This is a genomic window from Hymenobacter caeli (assembly GCF_013294115.1).
Classification (GTDB): Bacteria; Bacteroidota; Bacteroidia; order Cytophagales; family Hymenobacteraceae; genus Hymenobacter; species Hymenobacter caeli.
In genome coordinates, this window is sequence record NZ_JABSNP010000005.1 from 165,362 (window position 1) to 181,600 (window position 16,239).

General features: G+C 65.6%; 13 protein-coding genes and 1 riboswitch. Of the genes, 12 read left to right on the forward strand and 1 reads right to left on the reverse strand.

Annotation, left to right across the window (positions count from 1 at the left end; all coding sequences use genetic code 11):
- Window positions 1-492, reverse strand: a complete 492-nt coding sequence (moaC, locus tag HNP98_RS07340; RefSeq protein WP_173809405.1) for a cyclic pyranopterin monophosphate synthase MoaC — start codon at window positions 490-492, stop codon at window positions 1-3.
- Between the two features lie 318 nt (window positions 493-810).
- Between moaC and HNP98_RS07345 the strand changes: the two genes are divergently transcribed.
- The 12 genes from HNP98_RS07345 (at window position 811) to HNP98_RS07400 (ending at window position 15,920) form a co-directional block, all read left to right on the forward strand.
- Window positions 811-2,019: a molybdopterin molybdotransferase MoeA gene (locus HNP98_RS07345; protein WP_173809406.1), complete on the forward strand. Its 1,209-nt coding sequence runs from the start codon at window positions 811-813 to the stop codon at window positions 2,017-2,019.
- A gap of 49 nt (window positions 2,020-2,068) precedes the next feature.
- Window positions 2,069-2,177: riboswitch (SAM riboswitch) on the forward strand.
- Between the two features lie 74 nt (window positions 2,178-2,251).
- Window positions 2,252-5,977: a methionine synthase gene (gene metH / locus HNP98_RS07350; protein ID WP_173809407.1), complete on the forward strand. Its 3,726-nt coding sequence runs from the start codon at window positions 2,252-2,254 to the stop codon at window positions 5,975-5,977.
- A 94-nt stretch (window positions 5,978-6,071) separates the two neighbouring features.
- Window positions 6,072-7,028, forward strand: coding sequence for a methylenetetrahydrofolate reductase [NAD(P)H] (gene metF / locus HNP98_RS07355; protein ID WP_173809408.1), 957 nt, complete (start codon window positions 6,072-6,074; stop codon window positions 7,026-7,028).
- A 143-nt stretch (window positions 7,029-7,171) separates the two neighbouring features.
- On the forward strand, window positions 7,172-7,651 hold the full coding sequence (locus HNP98_RS07360; RefSeq protein ID WP_173809409.1) for a tetratricopeptide repeat protein: 480 nt from the start codon (window positions 7,172-7,174) through the stop codon (window positions 7,649-7,651).
- A 14-nt stretch (window positions 7,652-7,665) separates the two neighbouring features.
- On the forward strand, window positions 7,666-8,229 hold the full coding sequence (locus HNP98_RS07365; protein ID WP_173809410.1) for a hypothetical protein: 564 nt from the start codon (window positions 7,666-7,668) through the stop codon (window positions 8,227-8,229).
- A 57-nt stretch (window positions 8,230-8,286) separates the two neighbouring features.
- A complete protein-coding gene (locus HNP98_RS07370) occupies window positions 8,287-9,069 on the forward strand; it encodes an MIP/aquaporin family protein (protein WP_173809411.1) in 783 nt (260 codons plus the stop codon).
- Between the two features lie 171 nt (window positions 9,070-9,240).
- The gene (locus HNP98_RS07375; RefSeq protein WP_246275034.1) at window positions 9,241-10,086 is read left to right on the forward strand and encodes an SDR family oxidoreductase; all 846 of its coding nucleotides are present in this window, start codon (window positions 9,241-9,243) and stop codon (window positions 10,084-10,086) included.
- Between the two features lie 246 nt (window positions 10,087-10,332).
- Window positions 10,333-11,742, forward strand: a complete 1,410-nt coding sequence (locus HNP98_RS07380; RefSeq protein ID WP_173809413.1) for an L-lactate MFS transporter — start codon at window positions 10,333-10,335, stop codon at window positions 11,740-11,742.
- Between the two features lie 33 nt (window positions 11,743-11,775).
- Complete coding sequence (locus HNP98_RS07385; RefSeq protein ID WP_173809414.1) at window positions 11,776-11,916, forward strand: MFS transporter small subunit; 141 nt, start codon at window positions 11,776-11,778, stop codon at window positions 11,914-11,916.
- A 190-nt stretch (window positions 11,917-12,106) separates the two neighbouring features.
- Window positions 12,107-12,712, forward strand: a complete 606-nt coding sequence (locus HNP98_RS07390; RefSeq protein ID WP_173809415.1) for a gluconate 2-dehydrogenase subunit 3 family protein — start codon at window positions 12,107-12,109, stop codon at window positions 12,710-12,712.
- A 98-nt stretch (window positions 12,713-12,810) separates the two neighbouring features.
- Complete coding sequence (locus HNP98_RS07395) at window positions 12,811-14,502, forward strand: GMC family oxidoreductase (protein WP_173809416.1); 1,692 nt, start codon at window positions 12,811-12,813, stop codon at window positions 14,500-14,502.
- Window positions 14,503-14,585: 83 nt separating this feature from the next.
- On the forward strand, window positions 14,586-15,920 hold the full coding sequence (locus HNP98_RS07400) for a family 1 glycosylhydrolase (protein WP_173809417.1): 1,335 nt from the start codon (window positions 14,586-14,588) through the stop codon (window positions 15,918-15,920).
- Window positions 15,921-16,239 lie beyond the last annotated feature (319 nt).

The following is a 16,239-nucleotide window of genomic DNA, read 5'->3' on the forward strand; positions in this document are numbered from 1 at the left end:
TTACGAATTGGTGGACCGCAGAAAGTCGCGCTTGCCGCCGGTTTTTTCAATCAGCTGCACGCCCGTGATGGTGATGTCGTGCGAGAAGGCCTTGCACATGTCGTAGATGGTGAGGGCGGCCACGCTGGCGCCGGTCAGGGCCTCCATTTCGACGCCGGTGCGGCCCGTGACGACGGCCGTGCACACCACGCGCAGGGCGTCGGGGCCGTCGGGCTCGATGGTGATTTGGCAATCATCCAGGCCCAGCGGGTGACAGAGCGGGATGAGGTCGGCCGTTTTTTTGGCCCCCATGATGCCCGCCAGGATGGCCGTATGCATGACGGGGCCCTTGTGGCTGGGCAGCTCGCCGGCCCGCACGCGGCCCAGCAGCTCGGCGCCCAGCACCACGCGGCAGTGGGCGCGGGCCAGGCGGCGGGTGGGCGCTTTCTGGCCGACGTCGACCATCGTGGGCTGGTTGGCGGCGTTGACGTGGGTGAAGTCCATTCTGGTCATTTAGCAATTATCAATTAACATTTAACAATCCGCAGCGGGTTGTTCTTGCAACGCGAAGAACGGATTGCCCGCAGTCAGGTTCTTTGCGGCGGGGGTAACGCCAGTAGCATCCCGTACTTAATTATCTGATGTTACGCAGTTCTTCAGCCAAGGGGGCCCAGGGGAGTAGCGCGAACTTTGTAGTTCGCGCTACGGAGCGCTGCGTAACATCAGTTAATATCCCCCAGAATGCCGCGACCAGGGGCCCCAGCAAGTGGCTCCTGGTGCTCCAAAAAAGCCGTACTGGTGCTAAATGTTAACTGATAAATGTTAAATAAAATGATTTCCGTCGCCGAAGCCTACGCCCGCGTGCTGGCCACCGCCCGCCCGCTGCCGCCCGAAACCCTGCCCCTGCCCGAAGCCGCCGGCCGTGTCCTGGCCGAAGACCTGGCCGCCGACCGCGACTTCCCGCCCTTCGACCGGGTGGCGATGGACGGCATCGCCGTGGCCCACGCCGCCTGGGCCGGCGGCCAAACGGTGTTTCCGGTGGCGCACGCGCAGTTTGCCGGGGCCCCCGCCCGGCCGCTGCCCGGCCCGGGCGTGGCCGTGGAGGTGATGACCGGCGCCGTGCTGCCCCCCGGGGCCGACGCGGTGGTGCGCTACGAGGACGTTACCATCGATAACCACCAGGCGACCATTAACATACAGCCAGCCGCCCGGGCCGGCGTGAACATCCACGCCCGGGCCACCGACCGCCGCCGCGGCGACCTGCTGCTGCCCGCCGGCACCCGCCTCACGCCCGCCGCCCTGGCCGTGGCCGCCACCGTGGGGGCCGCCGAAGTGCGCGTGGCGCGCCTCGCCCGGGTGGCGGTGGTGAGCACCGGCGACGAGCTGGTGGAGGTGGCCGCCACGCCCCTGCCCCACCAAATCCGGCGCTCCAACGCCTACGCCGTGCAGGCCCTGCTGGCCCCCGCCGGGGCCGACGTGCACCTGTTTCATTTGCCCGACGACCTGCCCACGCTGCGCCAGGGCCTGACGAACATCCTCGCCGCCGGCTTCGATGCCGTGGTGCTGAGCGGGGCCGTGAGCAAGGGCCGCGCCGACCACCTGCCCACGCTGCTGCGCGAGTTGGGCGTGGAAGAAATTTTCCACGAAGTGAACCAGCGCCCCGGCAAGCCCATGTGGTTTGGGGCCCGGGCCGGCGGGGGCCCCGTGGTGTTCGGCCTGCCCGGCAACCCGGTCTCGACGCTGCTCACCGCCGCCCGCTACGTGCGGCCCTGGCTGCTGGCCCGCCAGCAGCCGGCGGCCGGGCCCCCGGGCCCCACGCCGGCCGTGCTCACGGCGGCCGTGCAGTTCCGGCCCGCGCTGGCGCACCTGCTGCCGGTGGCCATTGCCGTGGACGCGCTGGGCGTGCGCCGCGCCACGCCGGTGGTTGTGGGCGGCTCCGGCGATTTGGCCGGCCTGCTCGGGGCCGATGCGTTTCTGGAATTGCCGGCCGAGCTGACGGACTTTGCCCCCGGCACCGCGTGGCCGGCTTGGCCGTTGTAGCGCGGCCCCCAAGGCCAGCACTTCTTTTTCGTGCGTATCTTCGCCGTAGCTGCTATCCAGAAAGACCGAGGGACTGGGCCCTGTGACGTCTTGGCAACCTGCTTTGAGTAGGTGCCAACTCCCGTTCTGCCAACGCGTTTGGCCGAAGAAGATGACAGCCGGAACCGCGCCCCTGGGGCCCGGGTTTCTTTCTGGATAGGCACGGGTTTCCGTCGTTTTTTATCTGGTTAGAATGTCTGCTACCGCCCTTACCGCTCCCGAAACGACCGTGGCCGACGCCACGGGTTGTAGCCCGTTGCCCGCCATTTTGCGCCAGCGCCTGCTGGTGCTCGACGGCGCCATGGGCACCATGATTCAGCGCCACCCGCTCACGGAGGAGGACTTCCGCGGGGCCCGCTTCGCCGACCACCCCAAGCCCCTGCGCGGCAACAACGACCTGCTGAGCCTGACGCGGCCCGATATTATTCGCGGCATCCACGCCGAGTATTTTGCCGCCGGGGCCGACATGGTGGAAACCAATACGTTCTCGGGCACCACCATCGCCCAGGCCGACTACGGCCTGGAGCACGTGGTGTATGAGTTGAACTACGAGTCGGCGCGGCTGGCCCGCGACGCGGCCGACGAGTATTCGGCGCTGACGCCCGAGCAGCCGCGCTTCGTGGCCGGGGCCGTGGGGCCCACCAACCGCACCGCCTCGCTCTCGCCCGACGTGAACCGGCCCGGCTACCGCGCCGTGACGTTTGACGAGCTGGCCGCCGCCTACCTGGAGCAGGTGCGCGGGCTCGTGGACGGCGGCGTGGACACGCTGCTCATCGAAACCATCTTCGACACGCTCAACGCCAAGGCCGCACTGTACGCGGTGCAGAAATTCTTTGACGACGGCGGACGCCAGGTGCCCATCATGATTTCGGGCACCATCACCGACGCCTCGGGCCGCACGCTCTCGGGCCAAACGGTGGGGGCGTTCTGGAACTCCATCCGCCACCTGCCGCTGCTGAGCGTGGGCCTGAACTGCGCCCTGGGGGCCAACCAGCTCAAGCAGTACGTGGAGGAGCTGAGCCGCATTTCCGACGTGCATATTTCGGCCTACCCCAACGCCGGCCTGCCCAACGCCTTCGGCGGCTACGACGAGTCGGCCCAGGAGTTTGCGGCCCTGGTGGAGGATTACCTGAAGGACGGCATCGTGACGGTGGTGGGCGGCTGCTGCGGCACCACGCCCCAGCACATCGCCGAGCTGAGCCGCCTGGCCCGGCAGTACCGGCCGCGCCCGCTGCCCGAAATTGTACCGGCTACGCGCCTGAGCGGCTTGGAGCCCTTCGGCATCACCCGGGAAACGCTGTTTGTGAACGTGGGCGAGCGGTGCAACGTGACGGGCTCGCGGGCCTTCGCGCGGCTCATTCGCACGGGGGCCTACGAGGAGGCCCTGGCCGTGGCCCGCGCCCAGGTGGAGGGCGGGGCCCAGGTGCTCGACATCAACATGGACGAGGGCATGCTCGACTCGGAGCAGGCCATGACGACTTTCCTGAACCTGATTGCCTCGGAGCCCGACATTTCGCGGGTGCCGCTGATGATTGACTCCTCGAAGTGGAGCGTGCTGGAGGCCGGCCTGAAGTGCGTGCAGGGCAAGAGCATCGTGAACTCGATTTCGCTGAAAGAGGGCGAAGAGGTGTTTTTGCAGCGGGCCCGCACCGTGCGCCAGTACGGCGCGGCCATGGTGGTGATGGCCTTCGACGAGGACGGCCAGGCCGACACCCTGGCGCGCCGCAAGGAAATTTGCCAGCGCAGCTACGACCTGCTGCTGGGCATCGGCTTCCCGGCCGAGGACATCATCTTCGACGCCAACATCCTCATCGTGGGCACGGGCATGGAGGAGCACCGCACCTACGCGCTCGACTTCATCGAGGCCGTGCGCTGGATCAAGGCCACCCTGCCGGGGGCCCTGACGAGCGGCGGCGTGAGCAACATCTCGTTCTCGTTCCGGGGCAACGACGTGGTGCGCGAGGCCATTCACTCGTCGTTCCTGCTGCACGCCATCCGCGCCGGGCTCGACATGGGCATCGTGAACCCCAGCCAGCTGGCCGTGTACGACGACGTGCCCAAGGACCTGATGGAGCTGGTGGAGGACGTGCTGCTGAACCGCCGCGCCGACGCCACCGAGCGCCTGGTGGACTTCGCCGAAACCGTTAAGAAGAAGGACAAAACCGAGGTAGTAGCCGACGCCTGGCGCGCCCTGCCGGTGCAGGAGCGCCTGCAACACGCTTTGATTAAAGGCATCACCGAGTTCATCGACCAGGACACCGAGGAGGTACGCCAGCAAGTAGGCCGGCCGCTCGACGTGATTGAGGGGCCCCTGATGAGCGGCATGAACGTGGTGGGCGACCTGTTCGGGGCCGGCAAGATGTTCCTGCCCCAGGTGGTGAAATCGGCCCGCGTGATGAAAAAGGCGGTGGCCTATTTGGAGCCGTATTTGCTGGCCGACAAGCAGAGCGGCGACCGCCAAACGGCGGGTAAAATCCTGCTGGCCACGGTGAAAGGCGACGTGCACGACATCGGCAAGAACATCGTGGGCGTGGTGCTGGCCTGCAACAACTTCGACATCGTGGACCTGGGCGTGATGGTACCGCTGGAGCGGATTCTGGACGAGGCCGTGGCGCAGGGGGCCGACATCATCGGCCTCTCCGGCCTCATTACGCCCAGCCTCGACGAGATGGTGTACGTGGCGCAGGCCATGAAAAAGCGCGGCCTGAAAGTGCCCCTGCTCATCGGCGGGGCCACGACCTCGCGCCTGCACACGGCCGTCAAAATCGCGCCGGCCTACGACGGGGCCGTGGTCCACGTGAACGACGCCTCGCGCAGCGTGGGCGTGGCCGCCGGCCTGCTCGGCTCGGGCGAGGCCGCCTACGCCCAAACCGTGGCCGCCGACTACGCCGCCCTGCGCACCGACTACGCCGGCCGCCAGCGCGACAAAAACTACCAGACCATTGCCGATGCCCGCGCCAACGGCGTAAAAATCGACTGGGCCGGGGCCCCCATCACCAAGCCCAGCTTCTTGGGCACCAAAACGTTCGACAACTACGACCTGGCTGAATTGGCCCAGTACATCGACTGGACGCCGTTTTTTCACACCTGGGAGTTGAAGGGGCGCTACCCGCGCATCCTCACCGACGAAAACCTGGGCGAGGCGGCCAGTCGCCTCTTTGAGGATGCGCAAGTGATGCTGAAGAAAATTATTGAGGAGAAGCTGCTCACGGCCCGCGCCGTGGTGGGCTTCTGGCCGGCCAACACGGTGGGCCACGACACCATTGAGCTGTACGCCGACGACTCGCGCCAGGCCGTGGCGGCCGAGTTTTTCACGCTGCGCCAGCAGGGCGAAAAGGGCCCCGGCATCCCCAACATCGCCTTTTCCGACTTTCTGGCGCCCAAGGACAGCGGCCGCGCCGATTACATGGGCGGCTTTGCCGTGACGACCGGCATCGGCATCGAGAAGCTGGTGGAGGCCTTCGAGAAGGACCACGACGACTACTCCAGCATCATGGTGAAGGCCCTGGCCGACCGCCTGGCCGAGGCCTTCGCCGAGCGCCTGCACCAGCGCGTGCGCGAGGAGTTCTGGGGCTACGCGGCCGACGAAAAGCTGACCGGCGACGACCTCATCCAGGAGAAGTACCAGGGCGTGCGCCCGGCCCCCGGCTACCCCGGCTGCCCCGACCACACCGAGAAAATCACCCTTTTCCAACTCCTGGACGCCGAGCGCCAGACGGGCATCACCCTCACCGAAAACCTGGCCATGTACCCCACGGCGGCCGTCAGCGGCATGTACTACGCCCACCCCGACGCGCGCTATTTCGGCCTGGGCCGCATCGGCCGCGACCAGGTGGTGGACATGGCCCAGCGCAAGGGCATGGCCCTGCCCGAGCTGGAACGCTGGCTGATGCCGAATCTGAACTACGAGCCCTCGTAGAAGCCGTTGGTTTTTAGCTGCTAGCTATTAGCTCTTGGCCATTGATATTTTTTTGAAAGCTAACAGCTAGCAGCTAATAGCTAAAAGCTCAACAATGAAAGTTACCGACCACCTCGCCAAAGCCGACGGCAAAACGTTGTTTTCCTTCGAGGTTTTGCCGCCCAAAAAGGGTGAGAACATCCGCACGCTGTTCTCCAACATCGAGCCGCTGATGGAATTCAAGCCGCCGTTCATCGACGTGACCTACCACCGCGAGGAATACGTGTACCGCCAGCACCCCAACGGCCTGCTCGAAAAGAAAACCGTGCGCCGCCGGCCGGGCACGGTGGGCATCTGCGCGGCCATCAAGAACCGCTTCGATGTGGACACCGTGCCGCACCTGATTTGCGGGGGCTTCACGAAGGAAGAAACCGAGAACGCGCTGATTGACTTGCACTTCCTGGGCATCGACTCGGTGCTGGCCCTGCGCGGCGACCCGATAAAGTCGGACGGCGTGTTCAAGGCCGAGCCCGACGGCCACGCCTACGCCTGCGACCTCATCGGCCAGCTGGCCGACCTCAACAAGGGCGAGTATTTGGATGAGGCCCAGGACGATACCTGGGCCACCGACTTCTGCATCGGCACGGCCGGCTACCCCGAGAAGCACTTCGAGGCCCCCAACTCCGGGGCCGACATCCGCTACCTCAAGCACAAGGTGGACCGCGGGGCCGACTACATCGTGACCCAGATGTTTTTCGACAACGAGCAGTTTTTCGACTACGAGCGCCGCTGCCGCGAGGCCGGCATCACCGTGCCCATCATCCCCGGCCTCAAGCCCTTGACGACGAAAGCGCAGCTCACCATGCTGCCGCGCACCTTCTTCCTCAACCTGCCCGAGGCCCTGGTGGAAGCCGTGAGCCAGTGCCGCGACAACGAGGCCGCCCGCGTCGTGGGCATCGAGTGGTGCCTCAACCAAAGCCGCGAGCTGATGGCCCACGGCGTGCCCTGCCTGCACTACTACTCGATGGGCAAGGCCGAGAGCATCCGAAAAGTGGCCAAGGAGTTGTTTTAGTCATTTAACAGTTAGCAATTAACATTTAACACCCGTACTGCTTTGGGCGAACCCGCTGTTCGTTGCAGTCACTTGCTCAGCTATTTTCGGCACATTATGCCCACATCGGCCCAGCCGTCAGCTTGTTAAATGTTAATTGCTAAATGTTAAATGACCTGTTTGCCCAGCTCCGCACCGCCACGGCGCCGGCCGAGATTGAGGCCCTGCAAAACGGCATCTGGCAGGTGTGGCTCACGACCGGCGACGCCGCCCTCGACAAGCAGCTGGAGGCCGGCATGCGGGCCTTGCAAGCCGCCGATTTCACCCGCGCCATCGGCGTGTTTGATGAGCTGATTGCCGCCGCCCCGCACCTGGCCGAGGGCTGGAACAAGCGCGCCACCGCCTACTACCAGCGCGGCGACTACCGCGCCTCGCTCGCCGACATTGCCGAAACCCTGCGCCGCGAGCCCCGGCACTTCGGGGCCCTGTGGGGCCAGGCAGCCATTTTGCGGCAGCTGGCCGACCCGCGCCGGGCCCTGCGCACCCTCAAGCAGCTGGAGGCCCTGTGCCCCAATTTGCCCGGCCTGCGCGAGCAGCAACTGGCCCTGCGCGAGCAGCTGGAGGACGGCGGCGGCGCTTTCTAAAGTACATTTCCGCCATGAAAACGTTCTTTTCGCTCTCGACCCACGCGCTGGCGCTGGGGGCCCTGGCTGGCCTGCTGACGGCCTGCGACTCGACCCCGCGCGAGCGCCAGGCCGTGGTGCGCGAGCAGTCGCGCAAGCTCGACACGCTGGCCCGGCAGGGGGCCCACACCCTGGCCCGCCTGGGCCGCCAAACGGCCCAGTACGACGCCGCCAACCGCGCCCGCCGCGCCGAACCGCTCAGCCCCGCCCGCAAAAAAATCTTCACCGCCAACCTGCTGGGGCCCTACGCCGGGCACCTCGACGCCATGATGCCGGCCACCATCGGGGGGCCCTACCAGCAGCTGCTCCAGCAAACCCGCGCCCGCCGCCAGGCCTGGACCGACCGCGACTGGGACTACGCCCGCGCCGTGTACGCCGACGTGAACATCGCCCTGGCCCGCGTGCGCCTCGACCTGCCCGCCCGCGACGAGCTGCGCGTGCGGGCCTGGCAGGCCGAATTCGTGGCCCTGCAAGCCGGCCACACCGCCGCCGAGCTGCACGCCGCCACCCGCGGCCCCGCGGCCGCCGCCCGCCACTGATTTTCAACCACGCGGGCATTTCCGCGTTGTAGAGCGTTTACCAGCGCTCTTTGTTCCATGGGTTTTGCCTCCGAATTGCTTCCGGCTTTGCGCCGCCACTGGCGCTACTATCTGGTCGAAGTAGCCGGGCCCGCCATCTTCCTCACGGTGTCGAGCCTCACGTCCGTGGTGTTTCACCACCCCAGCTCGCGGGTGGTGCAGGCCTTGGGGCCCAACGAGATGTTGCAGCGCGCGGGGCTGGCCCTGGTAGTTGCCGCCACGGTGATGGCCTGCGGCGCGTCGCCCTGGGGCAAGCGCTCGGGGGCCCACTTCAACCCGGCCGTGACGCTGGGCTTCTGGCAGCTGGGCCACATCCGCACCGCCGATGCGGTGTGGTACGTGCTGGCCCAGTTCACGGGGGCCCTGGCGGCGGGCTTCGCCATGTTCAACCTGCTGAAGCCGTGGTTTGGCTACCCATCAGTGCACCACAACCTCACCCGGCCCATCGACGGCGACTACGGCTGGGCCCTGGCGCTGGGGGCCGAAATGGTGATTGCGGCGAGCTTTCTGCTGACCATCCTGGCGGCGCTGCACTCGCCGCGGCTCAAGAAGTTTTCGAGCGTGTTTGCGGGCGGCCTCATCGGTTTCTTCATCGTGTTCGAGTCGCCCATTTCGGGCATGAGCCTGAACCCGGCCCGCTCCACGGGCACGGCGGTGGCCGCGCAGCTGGGCCCTGGGCTGTGGATTTACTTCGTGGGGCCCCTGCTGGCCATGTGGGCCGCCGCCGTGTGGTACGGGCGCTACCGCACCCGCCACGCCCTGCCCGAGCGCCCGCCCCTGTACCCCGACCCCGCAGCGTAGGGCCCCGGCGTAGCCATTGGGGCCATTCTGCCGTACAGCCAGGGCCCACTCTTCATTTGCGCCATGCCCCCCAAAAAACCCACCGCCGCGGCCCCCAAGGGCCCCACCGACGCTCCCAAGCCCAAAAAACCCGCCCCTTCCAAAGCCCCCGTGCGCCCCACGGCCAAAGACATGAAGGCCGGGGCCCAGAAGCTGCCCTACCCCGGCAAGCAAGCCGACATGAAAATGCAGCCGCAGTCGGACCTGCGGGCCTACCGCGCCGCCGGCAAGCTCCAGGACAAAATTGCCCTCATCACCGGGGCCGACTCGGGCATTGGGCGGGCCGTGGCCGTGGCCTTTGCCAAGGAAGGGGCCCACGTGGCCGTCGTGTTCAACGAAAACCTGGCCGACGCCCAGCAAACCCAGGCCATGGTGGAAGCCGAAAAGCGCCGCTGCCTGGTGCTCCAGCTCGACGTGCGCGACCCCGAGCAGTGCAAGCAGGCCGTGCGCCGCACCGTGCAGGAGTTCGGCCGGCTGAACGTGCTGGTGAACAACGCCGCCTACCAGATGGCCCAGGAGAAGTTCGAGGACATCCCGGAAGAGCAAATCCGCCGCACGTTCGACACCAACATCCTGGGCTACGTGTGGATGGCGCAGGCCGCCATTCCGCACCTTCAATCGGGCGACGCCATCGTGAACACGGGCAGCATCGTGGGCATCACGGGCATCCCGCTGCTGGTCGATTACGCCTGCTCGAAGGCCGGCATCCACGCCCTCACCAAGTCGCTGGCCCTGTACCTGGGCGAGCGCGGCATCCGGGTGAACGCCGTGGTGCCCGGCCCGGTCTGGACGCCCAACATCCCCGGCACCATGCCGCTGGACGAGATTGCGAAGTTCGGCCACGAAGTCGCCCTCAAGCGCCCCGGCCAGCCCGACGAGCTGGCCCCGGCCTACGTGCTGCTCGCCTCCGACGACGGCTCGTTTATGACCGGCAGCCTCGTGCACGTGACCGGCGGCAAGCTCAGCAGCGACGAGTAGCTTCTTCAATGAGTGAGTGGGCGAACGAGTGAATGAGAGCGTTGCAAGTCTAACCTTCGCTCAGTCACTCATTCGCCCACTCACTCATTCACTTTGAAACCTGCCTATAGTTAATTAGCAAAGTTTCTGGCGGCGAAAGGGCCGAACGGCTGCAAACGCGCCTACCTTTCTTCCTTTAAATTGTTGGCCTCCCAAAGCCCAATTTGCCAGGCTATTCTTTTTCCCCACCCTCTCTCCCCTTCTTTCATGGCCGATACTTCGACTTCAATTCTCGACCGGAGCCGCACCATTGCGGGCCCCGGCTACAACCGCTGGCTGGTGCCCCCCGCGGCCCTGGCCATTCACCTGGCCATTGGGCAGGCCTACGCCTTCAGCGTGTTCAACAAGCCGCTGGGCTCGCTCATCAGCGGCGACCCGGCCAAGCCCGACGCCCTGGACTGGACGCCCACCCAAATCGGCATCACGTTTTCCATCGCCATCGTGCTGCTGGGCTTGTCGGCCGCCCTGTTTGGCAAGTGGCTGGAGCGCGTGGGGCCCCGCAAGGCCATGCTGGCGTCGGCGCTGTGCTTCGGCGGCGGCTTCCTCATCGGCTCGCTCGGCGTGAGCCTGCACAACATTTTCCTGCTCTACTTCGGCTACGGTTTCGTGGGCGGCATCGGGCTGGGCATCGGCTACATTTCGCCGGTGAGCACGCTCATCAAGTGGTTCCCCGACCGCAAGGGCGTGGCCACGGGCATGGCCATCATGGGCTTCGGCGGCGGCGCCATGATTGCCTCGCCGCTCTCGGTAGCGCTGATGACGCACTTCAAGGCCTCGGCCCCGCAGGGCGTCGCGCCCACCTTTATCACGCTGGGCATCATCTACTTCATCTTTATGCAGTTCGGGGTGTGGACCATCCGGGTGCCCGCCAGCGACTGGGCCCCGGCCGGCTATGTGCCTAACGCCGAGCACAGCGCGCTCGTAACGGCGGGCAACGTATCGGCCGATAACGCCATCAAAACCCCGCAATTCTGGCTGCTGTGGGTGGTGCTGCTGACTAACGTAACGGCCGGCATCGGCCTGCTCGAAACGGCCTCGCCGCTCATCCAGGACACGTTTTCGGACAAGGCAATGGGGGCCGGCCTGGGCGTGACGGCCGCCGCCGCCGCGGGCTTCGTGGGGCTACTCAGCCTGTTCAACCTGCTGGGCCGCTTCTTCTGGTCGTCGGCTTCCGACAAGCTGGGCCGCAAAACCACCTACGCCATCTACTTCGGCCTCGGCATTTTACTCTATACGCTGGTGCCGACGCTGGGGCACAACCTGCAACTAGCGTTTTATGTGATTGCGGCCTGCGTAATTGTGAGCATGTACGGCGGCGGCTTTGCCACGGCCCCGGCGTTCCTGTCCGACCTGTTCGGCAAGTATCAGGTGGGGGCCATTCACGGCCGTCTGCTCACGGCCTGGAGCACGGCCGGCGTGCTGGGGCCCCTCATCGTGCACCAGCTGCACGACCACGCCAAGGAACAGGGCCTGACCGGCGCAGCGGCCTACCAGAACGTGTTCTACACCATGGCGGGCTTACTGGTAGTGGGCCTGTTGGCCGACCTGGCCATTACCGCCGTGAAGGAGCAGTACTACGAAAAGGGCCCCGTCACCGTCGAAGCCGGCGGCCACTGAGCCGCGGCCGTTTCACCTTTCAGCCCCCTTATTATGAATCCGCAAGCCCCTAATTCCAACGCCGCCGACACTTCGTCGGGCGGTTCCGCCGTCATTGCCTGGCTCTTCGTGGGCCTGCCCCTCGCCTGGGGCGTTTCGCAAACCTTCCTCAAGGCCCTGGCTTTGTTCAAATAAGCCCGGCGCCCATTTTTCTTCGTTGCCCAAAGCAGCCGGCCCGCGCCGGCTGCTTTTTTTGGGCCCCAGCGCCAACCGATTGGGCCCCGGGTGGTTTAAGATTGCCAAAGGCTTTCGGCAACCAGCGGCGGGTATCCACCGTTGAGTTTATTGGCCCTTGCCGTTTCACCGCCCGCTTCCCCCTTTCTTGATGTCTGCTCCCCACTACCCGGCCGGCACGGTGCGCGCCCTGCTGCCCACCGCGCACGTGTCCGGGGCCACCCGCACGGCCTTGCAGCAGCGCCTCGACGCGCCCGCCGACTACGCCCCGCAGTTCCTGGCCCCCGAAACCTTTGCCCTGCTCGAAGCCGTGGCCGCCTGCCTGTTTCCGCAGCCCGACCGCCCCGAGCGGCCCATCCCGCTGGCCCCGTCGGTGGACCAACGCCTGCTGGAAGGCCGGGCCGACGGCTGGCGCTACGACGCCCTGCCCCCCGACCGCGAGGCTTACCGCCTGGGCCTGGGCGGCATCCAGGAAACCGCCCAGGCCCTGTTCCTCAACGATTTCCCAACCCTCGACACCCAGCAGCGCCACCACGTGATGGAGGCCGTGGCCGGCGGCACCCCGCCCGGTGCCATTTGGCAAACGCTGGACGCCGCCCGCTTCTTCGAGGAAATGCTGGCCGAGCTGACCGAGATTTACTACGCCCACCCGCTGGCCCAGGAAGAAATCGGCTACGTAGGCATGGCCGACCTGCCCGCCTGGACCAAAATCGGCCTCAACGAGAAGGACGACCGGGAAGTGACAATGGGTGAATGAGCGAATGAAGGAATGAGTGAATGACTTCAATGTCAGCACACGCTCCCCGACAGCCTTATTCTCCCATTCGCTCATTCACTCACTCACCCACTGCAAAGATGCCCGACGAAGAAGTACTAGAAGAAGGCCTGCTGACCCCAGTAGAACCCGTAATTCAGGACCCGCTGCTGCGCGAGCTGATGGCCGATGCGCCCGCTACCGCACCGACTCTGGACATCCCGCAGGAAAAAGGCCAGCCCACCACCGCGCCCCTCGAAGAAGTGGACTGCGTGGTCATCGGCCTCGGGGCCGGGGGGGCCCCCTTGCTGGCCCGCCTCGCCCAGGCCGGCCTGAAGGTGGTGGCCCTGGAAGCCGGCCCCTGGCACAACCCCGAGAAGGACTTCGCCACCGACGAGCGGGCGCAGGACTTCCTGTTTTGGAACGATGAGCGCCTCTCGGCCGGCGGCGACCCGCTGGCCATGGGCAAAAACAACTCGGGCACCGGCGTGGGCGGCTCCACGCTGCACTACACGGCCTACACCCCCCGCCCGCTGCCCGACGATTTGCACATCAAGCGCGACTTTGACAAGGGCGAAGACTGGCCCCTGACTTACGACGACCTCGCCCCGTACTACGAAGAGGTGGAGCAGTTTTTGGGCGTTTCGGGCCCCACGCCCTACCCCTGGGGCCCCAGACGGCCCAAGGGCTACGCCCTGGCCCCGCTGCCGCTCAACAGCGCCGCCCAATTGATGATGCGCGGGGCCGAAAAAATCGGCATCCGCACGGCCCCCGCGGCCAACGCGGCGCTGTCGGCCCGCTATTACCAGGAGGGCGTGGGCTGGCGCGAGGCCTGCACCAACCGCGGCTTCTGCCAGGCCGGCTGCTCGAACGGCGCCAAGGCCAGCATGGACGTGACGTTCATTCCGCTGGCGGTGAAGTACGGGGCCGACATCCGCCCCAACAGCTTCGTGACCGAGATTGAGCGCAACGCCCAGGGCCTCGTCACGGCCGTGGTGTACACCCAGAACGGCCAGCAGCACCGCCAGGCCTGCCGCCACCTGTTCCTCTGCGGCGGCTCGGTGGAAACCCCGCGCCTGCTGCTGATGAACGAGCTGGCCCTCAGCAGCGGCCAGGTGGGCCGCAACCTGATGGCCCACCCCGGCGTGCAGGTCTGGGGCACGTTTGCCGACGAGGTGCGCCCCAACAAAGGCATTCCCGGGGGCCTCATCTCGCAGGATACCCACCGGCCCAAGGGCGCCGACTTTGCCGGCGGCTACCTGCTGCAAAGCATCGGGGTGATGCCCGTGACGTTCTCCGGCCAGGTGGCCCGGGGCCGCAAGCTGTGGGGCCAGCCCCTGCGCGACTACATGCGCAGCTTCAACCACATCGCCGGCATCAACATCCTCGGCGACTGCCTGCCCCACAGCAGCAACTACCTGGAGCTGAGCGATGAGCTGGACGCCCGCCAGCTGCCCAAGCCGCGCCTGCACTTCACGGCCCAGGAAAACGAGCACCGCATGAACGCCCACGCCGAGCGCATCATGCGCGACATCTGGGAAGCAGCCGGGGCCACCGACATCTGGGCCTTTAATCGCTACGCCCACGTCATCGGCACGGCCCGCATGGGCCTGAGCGGCGACGACGCCGTAGTGGACCGCGACGGCCGTGCCTTCGATGTGCCCAACCTCTACATCTCCGACAACTCCACGTTTCCCAGCGCTCTGAGCGTGAACCCGGCCCTGACCATCATGGCCCTGAGCCTGCGCACGGCCGATAAATTCCTGGAGCGCGAGCGGCGCCGCGATGCGTAAGCCAATGAACAATTAGCAATGGGCAATGAGCAATTGTCTGTGCTATTGTTAATTGTTAAATGCTCATTGTTAATTGATTATAAATGAAATCCTTTCTCACCGAAATAAAAGACCGTTTTGGGGACGGCAACTATGAGGGCGACCAGTTTGGCGGAGCTAACGGGCACAACGGCAACGGCTTGCCCACGGGCCTGCCCAACAACTTTATGTTCGCCACCGGCATCGAGTGCAGCTACCCGACCATCGACAACGGCAAGACCCGCCGCGACCTGCTGGCCGAGTGCGACCACTACAACCGCTACAAGGAAGACCTGGGCTTGGTGAAAGAAATGGGCCTGAAGGTGTTGCGCTACGGGCTGCCATACTACAAGATTCAGCAGGGCCCCGGCAAGTACGATTGGGAATTTGCCGACCTGGCAATGGCCGAGATGCAGCGCCTCGGCATCACGCCCATCCTGGACCTGATGCACTTTGGGGTGCCCGATTGGTTGGGTAATTTTCAGAACCCTGAGTTGGTGGTGCACTTCGCCGACTACTGCGAGCAAGTGGCCAAGCGCTACCCGTGGGTGCGCTACTACACGCCCGTGAACGAGATTTACGTGACGGCCAAGATGAGCGCCAAAGACGGCATCTGGAACGAGCAGTTGAAGTCGGACAAGGCCTTCGTGACGGCCCTGAAGCACTGCGTGGCGGCCAGCATCATGGGCACCCAGCAAATTGCCAAGCAGCGCCCCGACTGCGTGATTGTGCAGAGCGAGTCGGCCGAGTTCACGCACGAGCTGCGGGCCGCGCACACGTCGGCCGTGCAGCTGGAAAACCTGCTGCGCTTCACCTCGCTGGATTTGCTATACGCCCACCACCCCGAAGGCGAGGTACTCAACTACTTGTACGACAACGGCCTGACCCGGCGTGAGTACGACTGGTTCATGGCCGGTGAGCCTCCTGGGTACCAGGTGATGGGCAACGACTACTACGGCCGCAACGAAAAAATCATGCTGCCCAACGGCGAAACCGTTGTCAGCATGGACGTGCTGGGCTGGTACAACATCACCCACGACTACTACCAGCGCTACCAAAAGCCGGTGATGCACACCGAAACCAACGTGCTGGAGGTTGCCGAGGGCCCTACCTGGCTCTGGAAGCAGTGGGTAAACATTTTGCGCATGCGCAAAGAAGGCGTGCCCGTGCTGGGCTTCACGTGGTACTCGCTCATCGACCAGATTGACTGGGACAAGGGCCTGGCCACCAAAACCGGGACCGTGAACCCGTGTGGCCTCTACGACCTCGACCGCAAGCCCCGCCCCGTGGCCGACGCCTACAAGATGCTGCTCCAGGAATACGGCCAGATTACCATCGTGCCCCACGGCGAGCTGTTTGAAGTAACCGACCGGCCCGCCACGCTGAAGGTGGAAGTATAGCACCCGCCGCGCAATCCGGGCTTCCCATTTCCCACCGCTAACGGGCCGTTAGGCCCCCGTTGGGTAGGTACCGCGTGCCCAAGGCCGTGGGCCATGGCGCAGCGAACGGCCTGCAACCGGTGACCCGCTGAGCGGGGCAGCCGGTTGCAGCATCGTCCAGACAAAATGGCCTTACTAGCACCGCTACGCGCAGGGCGTGCCGCCGCTTGATGCAGACGGCTACCCGCCCGTTGCGTGGGGCGGTTAGCTGCGTTTAACGAGTCTTAGGGGCTTTAACCTAACGGGAATAGCACTAAATGCCTTTACTCGGCGCCTAAAT

What these genes read in the sequence shown, in the direction of transcription:
- metH (WP_173809407.1), top strand. Translation starts at nt 2,252, where the DNA reads ATGTCTGCTACCGCCCTTACCGCTCCCGAAACGACCGTGGCCGACGCC.
- HNP98_RS07360 (WP_173809409.1), top strand. Translation starts at nt 7,172, where the DNA reads ATGTTAAATGACCTGTTTGCCCAGCTCCGCACCGCCACGGCGCCGGCC.
- HNP98_RS07395 (WP_173809416.1), top strand. Translation starts at nt 12,811, where the DNA reads ATGCCCGACGAAGAAGTACTAGAAGAAGGCCTGCTGACCCCAGTAGAA.
- moaC (WP_173809405.1), bottom strand. Translation starts at nt 492, where the DNA reads ATGACCAGAATGGACTTCACCCACGTCAACGCCGCCAACCAGCCCACG.
- HNP98_RS07375 (WP_246275034.1), top strand. Translation starts at nt 9,241, where the DNA reads ATGAAGGCCGGGGCCCAGAAGCTGCCCTACCCCGGCAAGCAAGCCGAC.
- HNP98_RS07385 (WP_173809414.1), top strand. Translation starts at nt 11,776, where the DNA reads ATGAATCCGCAAGCCCCTAATTCCAACGCCGCCGACACTTCGTCGGGC.
- HNP98_RS07390 (WP_173809415.1), top strand. Translation starts at nt 12,107, where the DNA reads ATGTCTGCTCCCCACTACCCGGCCGGCACGGTGCGCGCCCTGCTGCCC.
- metF (WP_173809408.1), top strand. Translation starts at nt 6,072, where the DNA reads ATGAAAGTTACCGACCACCTCGCCAAAGCCGACGGCAAAACGTTGTTT.
- HNP98_RS07345 (WP_173809406.1), top strand. Translation starts at nt 811, where the DNA reads ATGATTTCCGTCGCCGAAGCCTACGCCCGCGTGCTGGCCACCGCCCGC.
- HNP98_RS07370 (WP_173809411.1), top strand. Translation starts at nt 8,287, where the DNA reads ATGGGTTTTGCCTCCGAATTGCTTCCGGCTTTGCGCCGCCACTGGCGC.
- HNP98_RS07400 (WP_173809417.1), top strand. Translation starts at nt 14,586, where the DNA reads ATGAAATCCTTTCTCACCGAAATAAAAGACCGTTTTGGGGACGGCAAC.
- HNP98_RS07365 (WP_173809410.1), top strand. Translation starts at nt 7,666, where the DNA reads ATGAAAACGTTCTTTTCGCTCTCGACCCACGCGCTGGCGCTGGGGGCC.
- HNP98_RS07380 (WP_173809413.1), top strand. Translation starts at nt 10,333, where the DNA reads ATGGCCGATACTTCGACTTCAATTCTCGACCGGAGCCGCACCATTGCG.